Raw genomic sequence first — 17,240 nt, 5'->3', positions numbered from 1 at the left:
GATATCGTGGGTGCTGACCCTGCTGGGGGCGGCGGGCGCCGTCTCGGTGCAGGGGGCGGGGACCGGCGTGATGACCCTGGTGGGGTCGCTCGATGATCTCAACAGCCTGCTGGCCGGCAACCTGCACTACGAGCCGGCCAGGGACTTCTGGGGTCAGGACAACCTGAGCATCACCACCTCGGATCTGGGCAACACCGGCGCCGGTGGTGTCCTGACCGACAGCGCCCAGATCGCCATCCAGGTGACAGCCGAGCCGGACGATCCCCAGCTGGGGGTCGGCACCCACGATATCCTTGCGCTGCAAGGGGCCTGGGTGCCGCTCAACCTCAGTGCCAGCGTGGTCAATCCGGCACCGGGCGAGCTGTCGGTGCGGATCCAGAATCTGGGTAGTGCCCAGGTGGTGGACGAGCACGGCCAGAGTGTCGGCCACGCGGATGGCAATGACTGGCTGCTGCCCATGGACCAGTCCGTGCCCATCTACGTCAAGGATCTGCCGGCGGGGGATCATGCTCTCACCCTGAGCGCCGAATCCAGCCTGGGCGGCAGCACCCTGAGCTCGGCCACGGAGACCATCACCATCCACAGCCAGAGCGGCCACGATCTGCTGGGCTCGGATCAGGGAGACTGGTTGTTCGGCTCCACCGGCAATGACCGCCTCCTGGGCGGCATGGGGGATGATGTGCTGCGGGGTGGTCAGGGCAACGACATCCTGAGCGGTGGCGCCGGCAGCGATCTCTTCGTGTGGGGCAGTGGTGACGAGGGGACGACGGCGCAGCCTGCCATCGACACCATCACCGACTTCCGTCCCCAGGAGGGGGACAAGATCGATTTGGCCGACCTGCTCAAGGGGGTGACTGGCAACAGCGTGGATAGCCTGCTTGGCCATCTGCAGGCGTCGGTGACCAGCGTGGGTCACGGCCTGAGCGACGTGAACCTGTCGGTGTCACCGGCGGGGGATGGCCATGTCACCCAGCAGATCACCCTGAAGGACGTGGATCTGAGCGGCTGGAGCCTGAGCGGCACCTCGTCCCACGACATCCTGCAGAGCATGCTGGATCAGCACAGCCTGATCGTCCAGCACCCCTGATGGGGCGGATGTGAATGAAAAGAGCCGGCGCTTGCCGGCTCTTTTTCCATCTGGTGTTGGCTTATCGGCCCCTTTGCAGAGCGGGCCGTCTGGCCGGGCGTGGCAAGGGGATCACGCCAGGGCTCTGGCCAGCAGGTGGCTGGGGTGCTCGCAGCGAGAGATGGACGTGCTCATCTCAAGCCAGGGCTCTGGCCAGCAGGTGGATAGGGTGTTCACAGGGGAACGGCGTGCTCATCTCGATCTGCCACTTGCAGGTCTCGCAATCGGTGATGACGAGATCAGGCTTGAGGCGGTTTATCTGATCAAACAGCCCCTGGCCTATGGTCTGGCTGGTTTCGTAGTTCTCCGACTTGAAGCCGTAGGTGCCGGCGATGCCGCAGCACTGGGACTCCAGCACAGTCACCTTGACCCCCGGGATGGCACGCAGCAATTCGAGTGTGTAGATGACGCCCCCCATTTTCTCCATGTGGCAGGGGGTGTGGTAGGCGATGTGCAGCCCGAGCGGCTTCATGGCCGGCTTGTTGCCCTTGTAGAACTCGTTCCACAGGAAGCGGGTCACCAGGGAGATGCGATCGCGCACCTTGTGGTTGTCCTGCTCCAGCAGGTGGGGGTATTCATCCCGCAGGGTGAAGCCGCAGGTGGAGGAGGTGGTGAGCAGCGGCATCTCGTTGCCAAGCAGGCTGTTTTCCAGCTGCTTGATGTTGAAGGCCGCCTGCTGTTTGGCCTTGTCCATGAAGCCGTTGGCAATCAGCGGTACGCCGCAGCACTTCTCTCGCTCGAGCAGTTGCACGCCGATATTCATGGCGTTGAGCACCTGCACCAGCTCCTTACCGAGCTGAGGGTGGTTGTAGTTCACGTAGCAGCCGTGGAAGTAGGCGACCTGGCGCGCAAAGCTGGCCTGGGTCTCCTTCTGCTTCTTGTACCAGCCGCGGAAGGTGCCCTGGGAGTATTTGGGCAAGGAACGGTGGGAGGAGACCCCGAGCGCCTTGTCCAGCACCAGCTTCATCGGCTTGAGGCCGGTAGTGAAGTTGACGACTGGGGCCATCAGGGTGGACATGCTGCCCATCAGATCGGTGTGGGAGAGCACGAACTCGCGGATCCCGGGTTTGAAGCCGCTGTATTGATGCTTGGCCTTGGCGATGATGTCGCCGATGCGCACCCCGCTCGGGCAGGCCACCTCGCAGCGCTTGCAGTTGGTGCAGTACTTGAGGGCGCTGTCAAAGAGCTCCGGGCTCTTGATCCGCAGCCGCTCCCCGTCCGGGCCCGCCTGCTTGGGGCCGGGGTAGGCGGGATTGGCCTTGGCCACCGGACAGTAGGCGGTGCAGACGGTGCATTTGATGCACTGATCGAAAGTTTGGTTGGCGTGATCCAGTAGCATGTCAGTTCTCCTCCCGTCGAGATTGAAGGCACGGGATATGGGGCGAAATCATCATTGGGCTGAACTCAAAATGTGGCCGGCGGCCTGCCAGCCGGTGGCAACCGCGACGCCTGAGCCTGAGCCTTCTTTTATGGGGTCATAGTGGGCCAGTACGCTGCCCGCCCCATAGAGGTTGGCGAGCGGCTTGCCACCGCGCAGCACCCGCAACATCTCGTCGGTCTTGATCCCGAAGCCCATAAAGGGGTGATGGTCGAACAGGCGGCGACCGGCCCAGGCGTCGCGCTCGGGCAGGCTCAGCACATCGGCATCGAAGATGGGCTCGCGAATGCCGCGCAGGCGCGACTCCAGCCCGCGGCTGAAGAAGCTGCCGGAGGCGAGTACAAAGTTATCTGCTTCAAAGAGTTGATCGTCGCCATTCTGACTGTGCACGCCGACGACACGGTTGCCCTCGTAGCGGGCGCCCAGCACCCGCTCGCTGGTGAGGAAGGTGCCACCAAGGGCGATGAAGCGGCGTTTGAGGGCCTCCTGCATCCGCATGCCGATAAGCGACGGCGGCATGGTGGCGACCTCCCGGATGGTGCAGCCGGTGCGCTTTTCCAGATCCCTCAGGCGCGGGCCGACCAGTCCGAGGGAGAGGCAGGCGGGCAGCACGATATGGCGGCAGCCGGGTTCGCCGCACTCCATCACCATGCGGCTGATCTCCCGGGCCAGATCCGCCATCAGGGAGTGGTTGCCGCCCCCCTGCTTGTCAAACAGCCGGGCGATGTCGGCGGAGCGAAACTCGTGGGGATTGCGGCTGAACTCGGCCAGCTGGGGAATGCGAATGTCACCGGTCAGGATGCGGCAGTGGGCGAAGCGGGGGTGGGTCGCGAGATTCGCTGCCGCAAGCCGTGGGTGAAAGTCGCGAAAGCCCTCCAGGGTGGCCAGCAGCAGGGTATCCGGCACGGGGGCATCGGTGACGCAGGCACAGGTCTCGGGGGAGATCCAGGTGGATTTCAGGGTGCCGATGGGGGTCAGGCGCTGGTGGTTCTGCTCCTGGCGAAACAGCGACAACCCCTCTTCTGCGCAGTGGCGCTGCAGATCGGCGAGGCTCGCCTCGATATGGGTCATCCCCACCTTGTTGTAGGGGTGCTCGGGGTTGGCAGCCATAAAGGCGGGCAGGGCGGCGCGGGGATCCCCCTCGCTCTCCAGCAGATCCACCGAGCCGGAGGAAAAATGCAGGGCACTCTGGCCGGAAGCCACCAGCAGCGCCTTCTGGCCAGCCTCGGCCAGACGCAGGGCCGCCGAGAGGCCCGCCATGCCGCCGCCAATCACTATGGTGTCAAATTTCATGGGGCGTCTCCTCGTTTGTCTCTGTGGCATGGCTCTGGGGGGCGGCGTCGCTCACCAGACGGGGCGTCGTCCATTCACTCAGGCCAAACAAGCCTTCATAGATCCAGTAGGTAAATTCCGCTTCGCGCAGGGCATCTCCCCACAGCACGGGACGGGTACCCTTGTAGCGCTCCTCCAGGAACTGGCGCAGCATGACGCAGGCCTGGCGGCCATCGGCCTTGCCGTACTCCTGCATCAGGCCGGCGGCGCGATAGGCGCACAGCTCACCCTGGCAGGGACCCATGCCGAGGCGGGTGCGGCGGCGCAGATCCACCAGGTTGTCCACGTCGAGCTCCCGCAGGGCATACTCGATTTCGCCCGCGGTCACCATCTCGCATTCGCAGATGAGGGCGTTGGCCTTGGGATTGTCACGGAAGAAGGCGATGACCCGTTCCCCGTGGCGATACTGGGCAGATCCTTCGACCGGTGCCGAGAGGCCGGGGGCGGAGACCTTCTCCGGATCCCGCGAGCCTGGCAGGCTCAGCTCGGCGGTGCGGCAGGGTTTGCTGTTGCCGAGCTTCCTGGCCAGCAGATCGGTGGCCCACTCCGCCATCAGGCGATAGGTCATCAGCTTGCCGCCGGTGATGGTGTTGAAGCCCTTGAGACCATCGCGCTCGGCGTGATCCAGCAGCACGATACCGCGGCTGATGTTGCGGCCCGACTCGTCTCCGTCCACCGCGACCAAAGGACGCACCCCGGCGTAGGCCCGCAGCAAGCGGGTGCGTGCCATGATGGGGGCAAGTTTTATCCCCTCGCGCAGCAGCACCTCCACCTCGTCCGGCTCCACGGTGAGCTGATCAATCTTGTGGTAATCGATGCGGCTCGAGGTGGTGCCGATGAGGGAGATGGTATCGCCCGGCACCAGGATGTCGGCGTCCGCCGGCTTGCGGCAGCGGTTGAGCACCAGCTGGTTGATGCGGTAATCCATGATGAGCAGGGAGCCCTTGGCCGGGAACATGCGGATGCCGAGATCGGCGTATTCGCAGATCTGCTGGCCCCAGATGCCGGCGGCGTTGATCACTTCCTGACACTCCACCTCGAATGCCTCGCCGGTGCGGGTGTTGATGGCCTTGACCCCGTACACTCTGTCTTGGGTACGCAGCAGCCCCAGCACCTTGCTGTGGGTGAAGATGCGGGCGCCGTGCTCCTTGGCGTCGAGCACGTTGGCAGCGGCGAGGCGGAAGGGGTCGACCGTGCCGTCCGGCACCTGAATCGCCCCTATCATGGCCGGGTTGGCATTGGGTTCGAGCTGCAGCGCCTCGCGGGGATCGAGCTGACGGGTCTCGATGCCGGCCAGGGCGCAGGCGTCCATGAAGGTCTTTTGAAAGCCGATGTCATCTTCCGGCAGGGTCAGGAACAGGCCGCCGGTGTCCTCCACGCAGTGGCTGGCGATCCGCTTGAGGATGCGGTTCTCCTGAATGCACTCGCGGGCGGACTCCTGATCCGTCACTGCGTAGCGGGCGCCGGAGTGGAGCAGACCGTGATTGCGGCCCGTGGTGCCGGCGGCGATGTCGTCCCGCTCAAGGAGGATGCAGTCGATGCCGCGCAGCGCGCAATCGCGCATGATGCCGGCACCGGTGGCGCCACCCCCTATGATGACGACTTGTGTGGTTATTCTTTTCATTGTGCCCGTCTCATCTCTTCCAGATGGGCTCAGTGTGGCGCCTCTCTGGTTGAAAATGTTTGATATGGGCCAAGTTAATGAGCGTAAACGAGCATTTGGTGATGGTTGGTGAGAGTTATGTGACAGAGGTCACGGGAGAGCAGATAGGAAGAAGGGCCGGATCCCGGCGAGGGAAAAGAGCAGGTGTGACCACGGGAGGGACGGGCATCCGTGCCCGGGAAGAGGCCCGCACCGGGGGAGGCAAGCTGCGGGCCTGTGCGGATTAACGCAGTGCGTCTGCGTCTGGGGTCTTTGAGACCATCATTTGCCCGTTGAATTCGAGGTTCATGAAGAGAGCGTTGCTGTTGCGCTGCCCGTCCTGGTCGAATTTCACCCCGTAGAGGATGTTGTCGAGCAATTTACCCTGATTGCAGATGATGCCGCTGAGGAGCAGGGGATCCTGGCCATCCTCCAGGGGTTGAAAACGCAGGACGATGGGGTGCTGCATCTTGAGGGGCGGGGCGAGGTAGCTGGTCTTGAACGCACATCCCTCAAAGGAGATGTCGGTGAGCTGGATGGGGATCTTGGTGTCGCCGTTGGTGGTCCAGCCGGTCAGGTTCACCGGGTAGCGCGTCTCTCTGCGGATCTTGTTGATGGTCACCTGCTTGGGAACCCGGGTGGTGATCAGGAGTGGCGTCTCTCCTGCCAGCTCGATCACGCTGTCGAAATGCACCATGGCCCCCAGGCCGCGCTCGCAGATGACGGAGACATGCACCCGGTAGCCGGGTTTGCAGTATGACAGCAGGTCCTCCCGGTTGATGGCGTGGAAGGTGAAATAGAGGTAGGGCTGGCGATCCAGGCCGACGAGTACCGCAGGCAGGCGTTTCGTCTTGCCGGTGGGCAGGTTGACCTGGATGCCTGCCTGGCTGGCCGGTTGCAGGTATAACAGGACGTCGGAGCCCTGTATTGCCTGACCGCTCCCTTTGATGGCGGCAAGGCGCTGTTGAATGGATTCTGCAAGACGTTCATCCATGGCTGTATTCCTGTCCCGATTAAATAACGTCAGTTTAAAAAGCCTGTTTTATTCGAAGCAACATTTTTTGAATTTCTTGCCGCTGCCACAGGGGCAGGGATCGTTGCGGCCCACCCGCAGCGGCGCCGGATCCTGTTCGCCGTCAGTGTAGACCCAACGCCCCTGATACCGCACGAAGCGGGAGCGCTCGTGCAGGCAGTGGCGCGCATCCCCTTCCACAAACCAGGCCTTGAACTCCACCATGCCGGTCTCGTCATGGGGGCCGCCCCGGCTTGCGAGGATCTCGAGACCGTCCCAGCGGGTATCGCTTCGGGAAAGCTCGTCTGCGGTCAGTGTCCCCAGATGATCGGGATGCCAGCTGTGCACCAGGTAGTCACCCAGCCCCAGCACGAAGGCACTGTAACGGGAGCGCATCAGCTGCTCCGCGCTGGTGGCGGCCTGGCCGCCGTGGAGAGCGCCGCAGCACAGGGAGAGGGGAAGGGAAGAACCGCAAGGACATTGGCTCATGGGTCAGCTCATCGGGTCGATAATGGAAGGTGGCGGGATTGTAGCGAATGCCATCCCCCCTCGGCCAGCAGGTCGAGCCGGTAGGAACGGAACACCCACATAAAAATCGCTAAAGGAAGTCCATGATGACGCTGAAACAGAAGATCCTGTTGCTGGGCGCGGTCCCCATCCTGTTGATGGCCCTGGTGGTCAATCTCAGCAATTATCTGATGTCCAGGAGCGATCTGGAGTCAGAGCTGGTGATGGCAAGGGAGAAGGCGGTCAAGGAGCGCAAGGCGCTGCTCAGCAGCTATCTGATGCTCGCCAAAACCGCCATCGAGCAGGCCTATGCGGAGCCGGACAACCCCGAGACCCGCCAGCGGGTGCTCGAGACATTGCGGCCATTGCGCTATGGCAGCGACGGCTACTTCTTCGTCTATGACTATCAGGGCAACACCCTGCTGCTGCCGACCCGTCCCGAGGTGGAGGGCAAGAACCGCTGGCAGGACAAGGATACCAAGGGCACCTTCCTCATCCAGGGGATCATCAAGTCGGCGCGGGAGGGGGACGGGTTCTCCGAGTACTGGACCAACAAGCCGTCCCTCGGACGGGATGCCCCCAAGCTCTCCTTCAACCTGGTGCTCGACAAGTATCAGTGGGTGGTGGGCACGGGCTTTTACATCGACGACATCGACAGCGAGCTGGCGACCCTGCGCACCGAGCGTGAGGAGGCGATGCATGGCTCCCTGCAGAGCAGCGTGCTGATCATTCTGGTGATCCTGGGGGTGACTCTGGCCGCCACCGTGGTGATCGGCAACCGGGCAACCCGGCCACTGGCGGAGGCGGTGGCTGCCCTCAACGACATCGCTGACGGGGAGGGGGATCTGACCCGGCGTCTCAAGGTGCAGGGCAAGGACGAGGTGGGCCAGCTGGCCATGGCGTTCAACCGTTTTGTCGAGCGGATCCAGTCGGTGGTGAGCCAGGTGGGGGAGACCAGCCATCAGCTGCTTGGCGCCGTGCACAGGCTGCACAGCCTGAGCGAGCACGCCGACAGACAGATGCAGGGGCATGGCAGGGAGACGGATCAGGTTGTCACTGCGGTGACCGAGATGAGCTCCACCGCTCAGGAAGTGGCGGCGAGCGCTTCCAATGCGGCCAGTGCCACCAGCGACGCGGCGCGCGAATCGGATGCCGCACGCGGGGTGGTGAGCAGCGCCATCGGCAGCATCAACCGGCTGGTGGAGGAGGTGCACGTGGCCGCCGGGGTCATCGAGCAGCTGGCTCAGGAGACCGGCAAGATAGGGTCCGTGGTGGAGGTCATTCGCGGCATTGCCGAACAGACCAATCTGCTGGCACTCAATGCCGCCATCGAGGCGGCCCGGGCAGGTGAACAGGGACGGGGCTTTGCGGTGGTGGCGGACGAGGTGCGATCCCTCGCTGGCCGCACCCAGCAGAGTACCAAGGAGATCAACGAGATGCTGCAGCGGCTGCAGGGCGGCGTCAGGCAGGCGGTGGAGGTGATGCAGGCGAGCGAATCCCGTAGCCAGGAGACGGTGCAGGAGGCGAGCCACATCGCCAGCTCCCTCGACAGCATGGTGACGGCGGTCGGCACCATCAACGACATGAACATCCAGATCGCCACGGCGGCCGAGGAGCAGCACGCGGTCTCCGAGGAGATCAACAAGAATCTGGTGGCCATCCAGCAGATCGTCAACGAGCTGACCGAGGCCGCCGGGGAGTCCAGCACCACCACCCGCACCCTGGCCGACACGGGTGACAAATTGCGTCAACTCGTCTCCCGCTTCCGTTACTAGTCACATATTTGCCGTCTGGACGTGATTTCCAGACGGCAAATTTGGGGTTCGGCGCAGAATGTGGGAAAATCGCGTCATTCGTTCCTTTCGTTAGCCCCTACCCTATGAATGAGATCGTGAAAGGCAGTATCGATTTGATCCGTCAGCTCAACTACGGCCTGGTCTACGCCAGCCTGGAGGAGCACAAGGAGCTGTCCCGTACCGATCTGTCCCGCCTGACCGGTCTCTCTCCTGCCAGCATCACCAAGATCACCCGCGAGCTGCTGGACGGCGGGCTGGTGGTCACCTGCGGCGAGAGCTCGGTGGGGCGCGGTCGCCGCCAGACCCTGCTGCGCATCAACGAGCGTCGCTTCCAGTTTCTCTCCATGCGTCTGGGCCGTGGTTATGTGGACATGGCCCTGTTCGATCTGGCAGGCCGCTCCCTGGCGCGCCATCGCCATCTCTTCAGCGAGGCGGAGCGCGCGGATCTGCTGGCCAGCCTGGTGCATGCCATCGAGGGCTTCCTGCCCAAGAAGGCACTGCGTCTGGCCTGTATCGCCCTCTGCCTGCCGGGGCAGGTGGAGCGTCACTCCGGCATGGTCAAGCACTTCCCCTATTACGATCTGCGCAACTGGCCCCTCGGCCCCACCCTGCAGGCGGCGTTCGAGGTCCCCGTGCTGGTGAGCGGTGACGTGCGCACCTGGATCCAGGCCGAGCGCGAATGGGGGGCCGCCAAGAACTGCGCCGATGCGGTGCTGGTATTCGTGCACAACGACATCGGGGTCGGCATGGTGGTCAACGGCCAGCTCATCGAGAGCGAGTCGGCCCTGCTCGGGGATCTCAGCCACCTGCAGCTCGAACCCTATGGCCAGCGCTGTTACTGCGGCGGCTTCGGCTGCGCCTGCACGCTCGTGACCAATCAGGCCCTGGAGGCCCAGTACCGGGATCTGCGCGAGCGGATGCAGGAACACGATCTGCCCGAGAGCGTCAACATCCGCGAGCTGTGCGAGCTGGCGCTGGCGGGCAACAGCCTCTGTCAGGATATTCTCCATCAGGCGGCGGGGCGGCTCTCCCGGGTGCTATCCAACCTCATCTGCCTGCTCAACCCGGGCAAGTTGCTGCTGGGGGGGGAGATCACCCGGGCCGATCGGCTGCTGTTCCCCATGCTGCACCAGTCCCTGGCGAGCCAGTTGCCGGCCGAGTACCTGGTGCGCCTGCAGATCGAATCCACCCATTTCTACGAAGATCCCACCAAGCCCACCTCGGTGCAGGTGCACAAGGCCCTGCGTGACGGCAGCCTGCTGCTCGAACTGTTGCGAGGGGACAAGGAGGCATGAAACTCGGGTTGCAAGGACGCATCCTCTTCATGCTCTGTCTGGTCAGTCTGTTGCAGCTGGTGCTGCTGAGCGGGGCCAGCTACTACTATGTCGCCGAGCAGCGCTATCAGGATGTGGGGGATCAGGCCCTCGACGTGGCGCGGCTGGTGGCCCGGGAGCCCGGCGTCATCGCCGGGGTGAAACGGGCCGACACCGTCCGCCTCAACGTGCTGGTGGAGCGGATGCGGGGGGAGGTCGGTGCGAGCTATATCGTCATCGGCGACGTCGATGCCAGGCGTCTGGTTCACCCCAATGCAGACAGGCTTGGCAAACCCATGGTGGGAGATGATCCTGCCCGGGCCCTGGCGGGGGAGTTCTACATCTCGAGGGCAGAGGGCTCCCTTGGCAGCGCGGTGCGGGGCAAGGGGCCCATTCGCGACGAGATGGGCAGGGTGATAGGGATCGTCTCGGTCGGTTATCTGGTGCGGGACATTGACGCCGATCTGCGCGGTTTCCTGCGCTTTGGCCTGCTCTGCACCCTGCTCATCGTGATCCTCAACAGCGCCGCCGCCGCCTGGCTGGCCCGGCGTTACAAGAAGGCCATTTTCGGCTTCGAACCCGAGCAGATAGGGCGTCTCTATGCCGAGCTCGACTGTACCCTGCGCACGGTGCGCGAAGGGATCCTCACCATAGACGAGCAGGGCAGGCTCACCTCCATCAATCCCAACGGCATCCGGTTGCTGCGCCTGGATGAAACCGTTGCCAGGGCCGCCATCGGCCGGCCCATCGGCCAGCTGCTGCCGGGCAGCCGCATGCTCTCCATCTTGCAGGAGCAGAGCCCCCAGTTTGACGAGGAGATAGTCCTGAATGGCCAGCCCCTCATCGTCAACCGCCTGCCCCTGGTGCAGGGAGGACGCCTCATCGGCGCGGTGTCGAGCTTTCGGCGCAAGGACGAGCTGGCCGAGCTCAGCGCCCAGCTCTCCCAGGTGCAGGCCTACAGCGATCTGCTGCGGGTGCAGACCCACGAACACAACAATCAGCTCGGCACCATCGCCGGACTCATCGAGCTGGGGGCCACCCGGGAGGCGCTGGCCTTCATCGGGCGAGAGGCCGACACCGAGCAGACCCTGCTCAGCTTCCTGATGGGCGCCATTGCCAAGCCCAAGGTGGCCGGGCTGCTGCTTGGCAAGTACCACAGGGCCCACGAGCTGGGCTTGGTGCTGGAAGTTGACCCTGACTCCCGCCTGCACGACATCCCCCATCGCGTGAGCGGTTCCCAGCTGGTGACCCTGCTTGGCAACCTCATCGACAATGCCTTCGAGGCGACCCGTCGCCACGGCGCACCCTATCAGCCAATCCGGGTCGCCTTAAGCGATCTGGGGCAGGATCTCATCCTCGAGGTGGAGGACGGGGCCGGCGGGGTGGATCCCGCCCTGGCGGACACCTTGTTCGAGCGAGGCGTGAGCAGCAAGGCGGAGCCCGGCCACGGCATCGGCCTCGCCCTGGTGCGCAAGACCCTGGATTCCCTGCAGGGGCAGATCACCATAGAAGCCACGGCGCAGGGAAGTTGCGTCGTCTGTTACATTCCAAAGGAGGTGTGAGTGATCAAGATCCTGATCGTCGAAGACGATCCGGCCATCGCCGAAATCCACCGCCGCTTCGTGCAGCGGCTGCCCGGGTTTGACGTGCTGGGGGTGGCGCTCACCCTGTTCGACGCGAGGGAGCAGATCGCCATCCTGAAACCCGATCTGGTGTTGCTGGATGTGTGGCTGCCGGACGGAGAGGGCTTCTGTCTGCTGCGCGAATTGCGCCAGGCGGGGGCCAGCCTGGACGTCATCCTGCTCACCGCCGCCCGGGAGGCGAGCGCCCTGCAGGAGGCGATGCGCCTCGGGGTGGTGGATTTCATCTTGAAACCCGTGGTGTTCGAGCGGCTGCGCGACACCCTGGAGAAGTACCGTCAGAGCATTGCCGCCCTGGCGGCTCTCGCGGACATCGATCAGCAGGCGGTGGACGCCCTGCTGGGCACGCCCTTGCAACAGGTGGCGGCCGCCGGGCTGCCCAAGGGCATCGACGGCATCACCCTGCAACGGGTATTGGCCGTCCTGGCCGCGGAGGGAGCCAGTGCCGAGGAGATAGGTACCCGGATCGGGGTGAGCCGCACCACGGCGCGTCGCTATCTGGAGTTTCTGGTGGGGCAGCAGCTGGCGAGTCCGGAACTCGAATACGGTACCGTCGGGCGGCCGGAGCGGCGTTATCGCAAGCAGTGACCCCGAAACCAGGGTCATTGCGTCCAGACAAAGAAAAGAGCGCCTTTCGGCGCTCTTTTTGTTATCAGGTTTGCTCCCAATGGGGCATCAAGGGCTCTGCTCGTTATGAGTAGGGGACAGAGGCGGCAGAGGCTCATTGATTCAGTGGCTGATGGCCGGCTCTCCCTTGGGAGCCCGGCGGGCTTGCCACCACTGCCAGGCTGGCAGCAGCAACATCACCAGGGTCACCAGGGTGAAGCCCAGGGTGATGGGGCGCTCCCACAGGAAGCTCAGGGAGCCGTCGTTGATGACCAGGGCGCGGCGCAGGTTGTCCTCCAGCATGCCCCCCAGGATAAAGCCGAGCAGCATGGGTGCCATGGGGAAGTCCAGCAGACGCAGGCCGATGGCGATGAGGGCCACCAGCGACATGACATAGATGTCCATGGTGTTGAACGAGACCAGATAGACCCCGATCAGCGAGAACAGCAACACCATGGGGATGAGCACGGGGCGCGGCACCTGCAGGATCTTGGCCAGATAAGGGATGAGCGGCAGGTTCAGGATCAAGAGCACCACGTTGCCCAGGTACATGGAGATGATCACCGACCAGAACACGTCCGGATGCTCCATGAAGAGGCGCGGACCCGGCTGGATGCCATAGGCGATCAGGGCGCCCAGCATCAGGGCCGTGGTGCCGGAGCCCGGGATCCCCAGGGTCAGCAGGGGGACGAAGGCACCGCTGGAGGCGGCGTTGTTGGCCGCTTCCGGGGCGGCGACACCGGTCAGGCTGCCCTTGCCAAATTCATCCCTCTTCTCCTTGCGGGCCAGATTGCGCTCGGCGCCGTAGGCCATGAAGGAGGCGATGGTGGCACCGGCCCCCGGCAGCACGCCGATGAAGAAGCCGAGTACCGATGAACGGGTGACCGGGGTTGCTATCTCCTTGACCTCCTCCTTGCTGAGCTTCAGGGAGCCGAGTTTCTGGATCTGCTCCGCCTCTTCGGCGCGGGAATCCTTGCCCGGGCGCAGCACCGTCATCAGGATCTCCGCCAGGGCGAAGGTGGCCATGGCCAGCAGCAGGAAGGAGAAACCGTCCCGCAAGTCCGGCAGACCGAAGGTGAACCTGTCCACCCCGACGCTGCGATCGATACCGACGGTGGAGATCATGATGCCGAACAACGCCATGATCAGCGCCTTGAGCACCTGCCCCTTGCCGGCAAAGGCCGCCACCGCCGACAGCCCCAGCACCATGAGGGCGAAGTAGTCCGCCGACTGGAAGGAGAGGGAAACCTTGGCGAGCAGGGGGGCCGCCACCATCAGGAAGATGGCCGACAGGGTGCCGCCGACGAAGGAGGCATAGGCCGCGATGGCCAGCGCCTTGCCCGCATAGCCCTTGCGTGCCAGGGGATAGCCGTCGATGGCGGTGATCATGCTGGCGGAGCAGCCCGGGGTATTGATGAGGATGGAGGCGGTGGAACCGCCAAACATGGAGCCGTAATAGACCCCGGCCATCAGAATGATGCCGGAGGCCGGATCCAGCCCGTAGGTGATGGGGATCATCAGGGCGATGGCGGTGACGGGCCCGAGGCCCGGCAGCATGCCGATGAAGGTGCCGACAAAGCAGCCGACCACCACCATGAAGAGGTTGATGGGCATCATGGCGGTGCCGAGCCCTTGCAGAATGCCGTCTAACATGGATTCTCCTTATCCCAGCAACTGGGTGAACAGCCGACCCGGCTCGAGATAGACATTGAGCCCCTTGGTCAGCAGGGCCCAGAAAATGAGGGTAAATGGCACGCTCACCTTGCAGGCGAAGGCGAGACTGGGTTCGCCCATCAGCCGGATCCCGACGATGAGGAACAGGGTGGTGGCGACGAGGAAACCGAGCCAGGTCAGGGCCACGCCGTAGATGATCATCAGGACGAGAAAGGCGAACACCAGCCGCCAGTTGCCGGACTCTTTCTGCAGCCGCTCGCCCCCCGGGGAGGCCATCAGCAGCAGGGAGAGCACTATGCCGACGCCAGCCAGGGCATAGGGCAGGGTGCTGGCGGTAAAGGGTTCATATTCGTCCCCCGGGTAGCCCGGGATTTGGGTGGCATGGTAGCCATAGGCGAGGGAGAGCAGCAAAAACAGCAGCCCCCCGAACCGCTCCTTGGTCAGGTGCATAGGAATGACTCCAATGGGGCGGGCCGGGCCCGCCACGGGGTTGTGGGATTACTTGATGAAGCCGAGCTCGCGCATCAGGCCGCCGATCTCTTGCTCCTGGCTGTTGAGGAAGGCGGTGAACTCGGGACCGGCCTGATAGCGATTGGTCCAGCTGTTGCGGGCACGAACCGTCTCCCACTCCGGCTTGTCATACATCTGCTTGAGCAGGGCGGCGAATTCGGCCGACTTCTCGGCGCTCACGCTGGGGGAGGCGAAATAGCCGCGCCAGTTGGCAAACACCGTGGGGTTGCCCTGTTCGCTGAAGGTGGGGATGTCTTTCGCATCCGGCATGCGTTCGGAGGCTGTCATGCCGAGGATCCGCATCTGGCCGGACTTGACCGCTTCCATCGCCTCGCCAAAACCGGTAGAGAGTACCTGGGTCTCTCCCGCGAGCACTGCGGCCATGGCACTGCCGCCGGCATCATAGGCCACGTAACGCAGCTTGCTGGCGTCGGCACCGGCGTTCTTGAAGGTCATGGCGGCCACCAGGTGATCCAGGCTGCCGCGGGCGGAGCCCCCGGCGATCTTCACCTTGGCGGGGTTTGCCTCATAGGCGGCCAGCAACTGGGGCCAGCTCTGGTAGGGAGAGTCCAGCGGCACGGCCAGTGCCTGGTAGTCGGCGATGATGGCCGCGACCGGGGTGAGATCCCGGAACGACTGCGGCAGTTCCTTGGAGAGGGATTTGACGATGATGGGGGTGGAGTTGACCATCAGGGTCTTGTCGGACTGGGCCGAGGTCTCGATGAGATGGGCGATGGCCTTGGCGCCGCCACCGGCAGAGATGTTCTGGTAGGAGGCGGTCTGGATCAGGCCGGACTTGGTCAGAGCCTCGCCGGTGCCGCGGGCTGTGTTGTCCCAGCCGCCGCCGGCACCGCCCGGGATGAGGAAGTGGATCTCGTCGATCTGGGCGTGGGCGCCAAAGCTCAGCGCGAGCAGGCCGCCTATCAGGGTGCGCTTGAAGGTTCCTTGCAACATGGTGCTCTCCTTGTGATTGTTGCAGGAAGGTTAATTAATCATGTCTGGCTGGAAAACAATCTGACCGTAATGGCTATTAAGGCTGTTGTGGCCATTGTGTTCATTCTGGTCACGAAGGGAGGGGACGCGCATAGAAACGAGGCGCCCGTGAGCGCCTCGTCCGGCAAGGATCACTGGGTCGGTTTCGCCGCCGATGTGCTGGCGTCTTCCTTCGTCTCCTGCTTCAGGGCCTCGCTGGCCTGCTGGCGCAGCTTCATCTGCTCCACCACCAGCTTGTAGGCGATGTAGTACTTGTAGATGTTGCCCACGTAGGTGACGGTTTCTGGCCCTATCTTCTCGGCCGCCACGTACTCGACGTTGTGGAACCAGACGTTGGGATCCAGCCCCCGCTTTTTGGTCTCGGCACGGAGCCTGGCCACCCGGGCAGGGCCGGCATTGTAGGAGGCGAAGGTGAAGAGCGCCTTGTCGAGGGCGGTCATGGGCTCGTCCGCATAGTAGTGATCGATCATCCAGCGCATGTATTTGACGCCGCCGTGGATGTTGGGCTCGAGCTGGCGGATGTCGCCCACCTTGAGCCCCTTGCCGGTGGCGGGCATGATCTGCATGACGCCGATGGCGCCGACGTGGCTGCGCGCTTTCTGGTTGAGGGCGGACTCCTGATAGCCCTGGGCCGCCATCAGCAGCCAGTCCACGTCGTATTTATCGCCGTATTCACGAAACAGCTCCACCACCTGCAGGAATTTCTTGCGGTCGGCCTCGGCGGCGGCACTCCTGACGAACTTGTTCTGCTTGAGATAGCGGGCGAGGAGTTCATCCCCGGTCGCCTTGCCACGCAGCGCCTTGATCTGCTCATTGAGCATGGCGAGCAGCTGGGTACTCTCCTTGCGCACCGCCCAGGCTATGATGCCCCCCTCCCGGAACACGGGGTCGTCGTGGATGGTGACCTTGGGGAAGATCTTCTGCCAGAAACGGGCCTTGTGCTCGTCCATGACGATGAAGGGCAGGAGGCCTGCATTGACCATCTCCACCAGATCTTCATCTTCCAGCACTTCAGAGGCGGGCTGGATGTCGATGAGGGGCTCTCCCGCCGCCTTGCGGGCCTGGTTGTAAGCCATGAGGCTCTCGAAATAGCTGGAGGAGGGGCGCACGTAGATGCGTTTGCCCCCCAGATCGGCGGCGCTCTCCACCTTGGGCGAGTAGGGGCCGGAGACGAGTAGCTCCCGCACGTCTTGCAGCAGGGGATCGGTGAAGGCCACACCCTGCTCCTTGCGCTTGTCCGTGATGGTGAGATTGGCGGCGGCGATGTCCCCCTTGCCGGCGATGAGGGCGCTCAGCAGGGCTTCCCGGGCCACGGGAATGAAGACGAAGTGCACCTTGAGGTGGCGCTTGATGGCCTTGTCCTTGCGCAGTTGCTCGTTGAGCCGCTTCTCGACCTGGACGAAGGCGTCGTAGGTGACACCCCGTTGCACGCCCTTGTTGATGAAGTAGCCGGTCTTGTTGTAGGTCGTCAGTACCCGGATGGACCGGCGCTCCAGCATGGCGTCGAGGTCGCCCAGCATGGGTTTGGCAAGCTCGTTGCCCTCGAAGCTCAGGGCGCTTTTTTCCGTTTCCTCACCGGTGGCCGCCTGCTTGTCGGATTCGGCCCCCCAGGCTGGCGTCAGGGAGCAGAACAGCCAGATCACGACAATCCATAAGCATTTCATAACGTACACCTCACTCGTTTTATTGAGTGTAAGTGGCGCCTTACGGG

14 protein-coding genes are annotated in these 17,240 nt (G+C 63.8%); 5 read left to right on the top strand and 9 right to left on the bottom strand.

Features of this window, described 5'->3' with window-relative positions; translation table 11 throughout:
• A partial coding sequence (locus tag BN1136_RS07765) for a type I secretion C-terminal target domain-containing protein (RefSeq protein ID WP_156135298.1) occupies positions 1 to 1,087 on the top strand: 1,087 nt, incomplete at its 5' end.
• 175 nt (positions 1,088 to 1,262) lie between these two features.
• Here BN1136_RS07765 and glpC read toward each other — a convergent pair.
• The 5 genes from glpC to BN1136_RS07740 all read right to left on the bottom strand — a co-directional run bounded on the left by glpC (position 1,263) and on the right by BN1136_RS07740 (position 6,979).
• Positions 1,263 to 2,465, bottom strand: a complete 1,203-nt coding sequence (gene glpC / locus BN1136_RS07760; RefSeq protein WP_043760084.1) for an anaerobic glycerol-3-phosphate dehydrogenase subunit GlpC — start codon at positions 2,463 to 2,465, stop codon at positions 1,263 to 1,265.
• Between the two features lie 51 nt (positions 2,466 to 2,516).
• Positions 2,517 to 3,797 carry a glycerol-3-phosphate dehydrogenase subunit GlpB gene (gene glpB / locus BN1136_RS07755; RefSeq protein WP_043760086.1) on the bottom strand — a complete coding sequence of 427 codons (1,281 nt, stop codon included), beginning with the start codon at positions 3,795 to 3,797 and terminating at the stop codon, positions 2,517 to 2,519.
• The gene (gene glpA / locus BN1136_RS07750) at positions 3,787 to 5,460 is read right to left on the bottom strand and encodes an anaerobic glycerol-3-phosphate dehydrogenase subunit A (RefSeq protein ID WP_043760088.1); all 1,674 of its coding nucleotides are present in this window, start codon (positions 5,458 to 5,460) and stop codon (positions 3,787 to 3,789) included. Before glpA ends, glpB begins: the two co-directional genes overlap by 11 nt.
• A gap of 262 nt (positions 5,461 to 5,722) precedes the next feature.
• Positions 5,723 to 6,472, bottom strand: coding sequence for a PilZ domain-containing protein (locus BN1136_RS07745; RefSeq protein WP_043760091.1), 750 nt, complete (start codon positions 6,470 to 6,472; stop codon positions 5,723 to 5,725).
• Between the two features lie 48 nt (positions 6,473 to 6,520).
• On the bottom strand, positions 6,521 to 6,979 hold the full coding sequence (locus BN1136_RS07740; RefSeq protein ID WP_081843723.1) for a YchJ family protein: 459 nt from the start codon (positions 6,977 to 6,979) through the stop codon (positions 6,521 to 6,523).
• Between the two features lie 125 nt (positions 6,980 to 7,104).
• On the opposite strand from BN1136_RS07740, the gene BN1136_RS07735 reads away from it, so the two are divergent.
• The 4 genes from BN1136_RS07735 (at position 7,105) to BN1136_RS07720 (ending at position 12,334) form a co-directional block, all read left to right on the top strand.
• The gene (locus BN1136_RS07735) at positions 7,105 to 8,772 is read left to right on the top strand and encodes a methyl-accepting chemotaxis protein (RefSeq protein WP_043760092.1); all 1,668 of its coding nucleotides are present in this window, start codon (positions 7,105 to 7,107) and stop codon (positions 8,770 to 8,772) included.
• Positions 8,773 to 8,876: 104 nt separating this feature from the next.
• Positions 8,877 to 10,088 carry an ROK family protein gene (locus BN1136_RS07730; protein WP_043760095.1) on the top strand — a complete coding sequence of 404 codons (1,212 nt, stop codon included), beginning with the start codon at positions 8,877 to 8,879 and terminating at the stop codon, positions 10,086 to 10,088.
• Positions 10,085 to 11,668: an ATP-binding protein gene (locus tag BN1136_RS07725; protein ID WP_043760096.1), complete on the top strand. Its 1,584-nt coding sequence runs from the start codon at positions 10,085 to 10,087 to the stop codon at positions 11,666 to 11,668. Before BN1136_RS07730 ends, BN1136_RS07725 begins: the two co-directional genes overlap by 4 nt.
• Complete coding sequence (locus tag BN1136_RS07720) at positions 11,669 to 12,334, top strand: response regulator (protein WP_043760098.1); 666 nt, start codon at positions 11,669 to 11,671, stop codon at positions 12,332 to 12,334.
• 141 nt (positions 12,335 to 12,475) lie between these two features.
• Here the strand turns inward: BN1136_RS07720 and BN1136_RS07715 are convergent, their stop codons facing one another.
• The 4 genes from BN1136_RS07715 to BN1136_RS07700 all read right to left on the bottom strand — a co-directional run bounded on the left by BN1136_RS07715 (position 12,476) and on the right by BN1136_RS07700 (position 17,193).
• The gene (locus BN1136_RS07715; protein ID WP_043760099.1) at positions 12,476 to 14,005 is read right to left on the bottom strand and encodes a tripartite tricarboxylate transporter permease; all 1,530 of its coding nucleotides are present in this window, start codon (positions 14,003 to 14,005) and stop codon (positions 12,476 to 12,478) included.
• 9 nt (positions 14,006 to 14,014) lie between these two features.
• Positions 14,015 to 14,476: a tripartite tricarboxylate transporter TctB family protein gene (locus BN1136_RS07710; protein WP_043760101.1), complete on the bottom strand. Its 462-nt coding sequence runs from the start codon at positions 14,474 to 14,476 to the stop codon at positions 14,015 to 14,017.
• A 48-nt stretch (positions 14,477 to 14,524) separates the two neighbouring features.
• Positions 14,525 to 15,490 carry a tripartite tricarboxylate transporter substrate binding protein gene (locus BN1136_RS07705; RefSeq protein ID WP_043760105.1) on the bottom strand — a complete coding sequence of 322 codons (966 nt, stop codon included), beginning with the start codon at positions 15,488 to 15,490 and terminating at the stop codon, positions 14,525 to 14,527.
• A 170-nt stretch (positions 15,491 to 15,660) separates the two neighbouring features.
• Positions 15,661 to 17,193: an MltF family protein gene (locus BN1136_RS07700; protein ID WP_043760109.1), complete on the bottom strand. Its 1,533-nt coding sequence runs from the start codon at positions 17,191 to 17,193 to the stop codon at positions 15,661 to 15,663.
• Between the last annotated feature and the right edge of the window lie 47 nt (positions 17,194 to 17,240).

Origin of the sequence: Aeromonas taiwanensis (assembly GCF_000820165.1) — a bacterium.
GTDB classification, from domain to species: domain Bacteria; phylum Pseudomonadota; class Gammaproteobacteria; order Enterobacterales; family Aeromonadaceae; genus Aeromonas; species Aeromonas taiwanensis.
The sequence above is the reverse complement of the archived record's forward strand: the minus strand, read 5'-3'. Positions and strand labels throughout refer to the sequence as shown.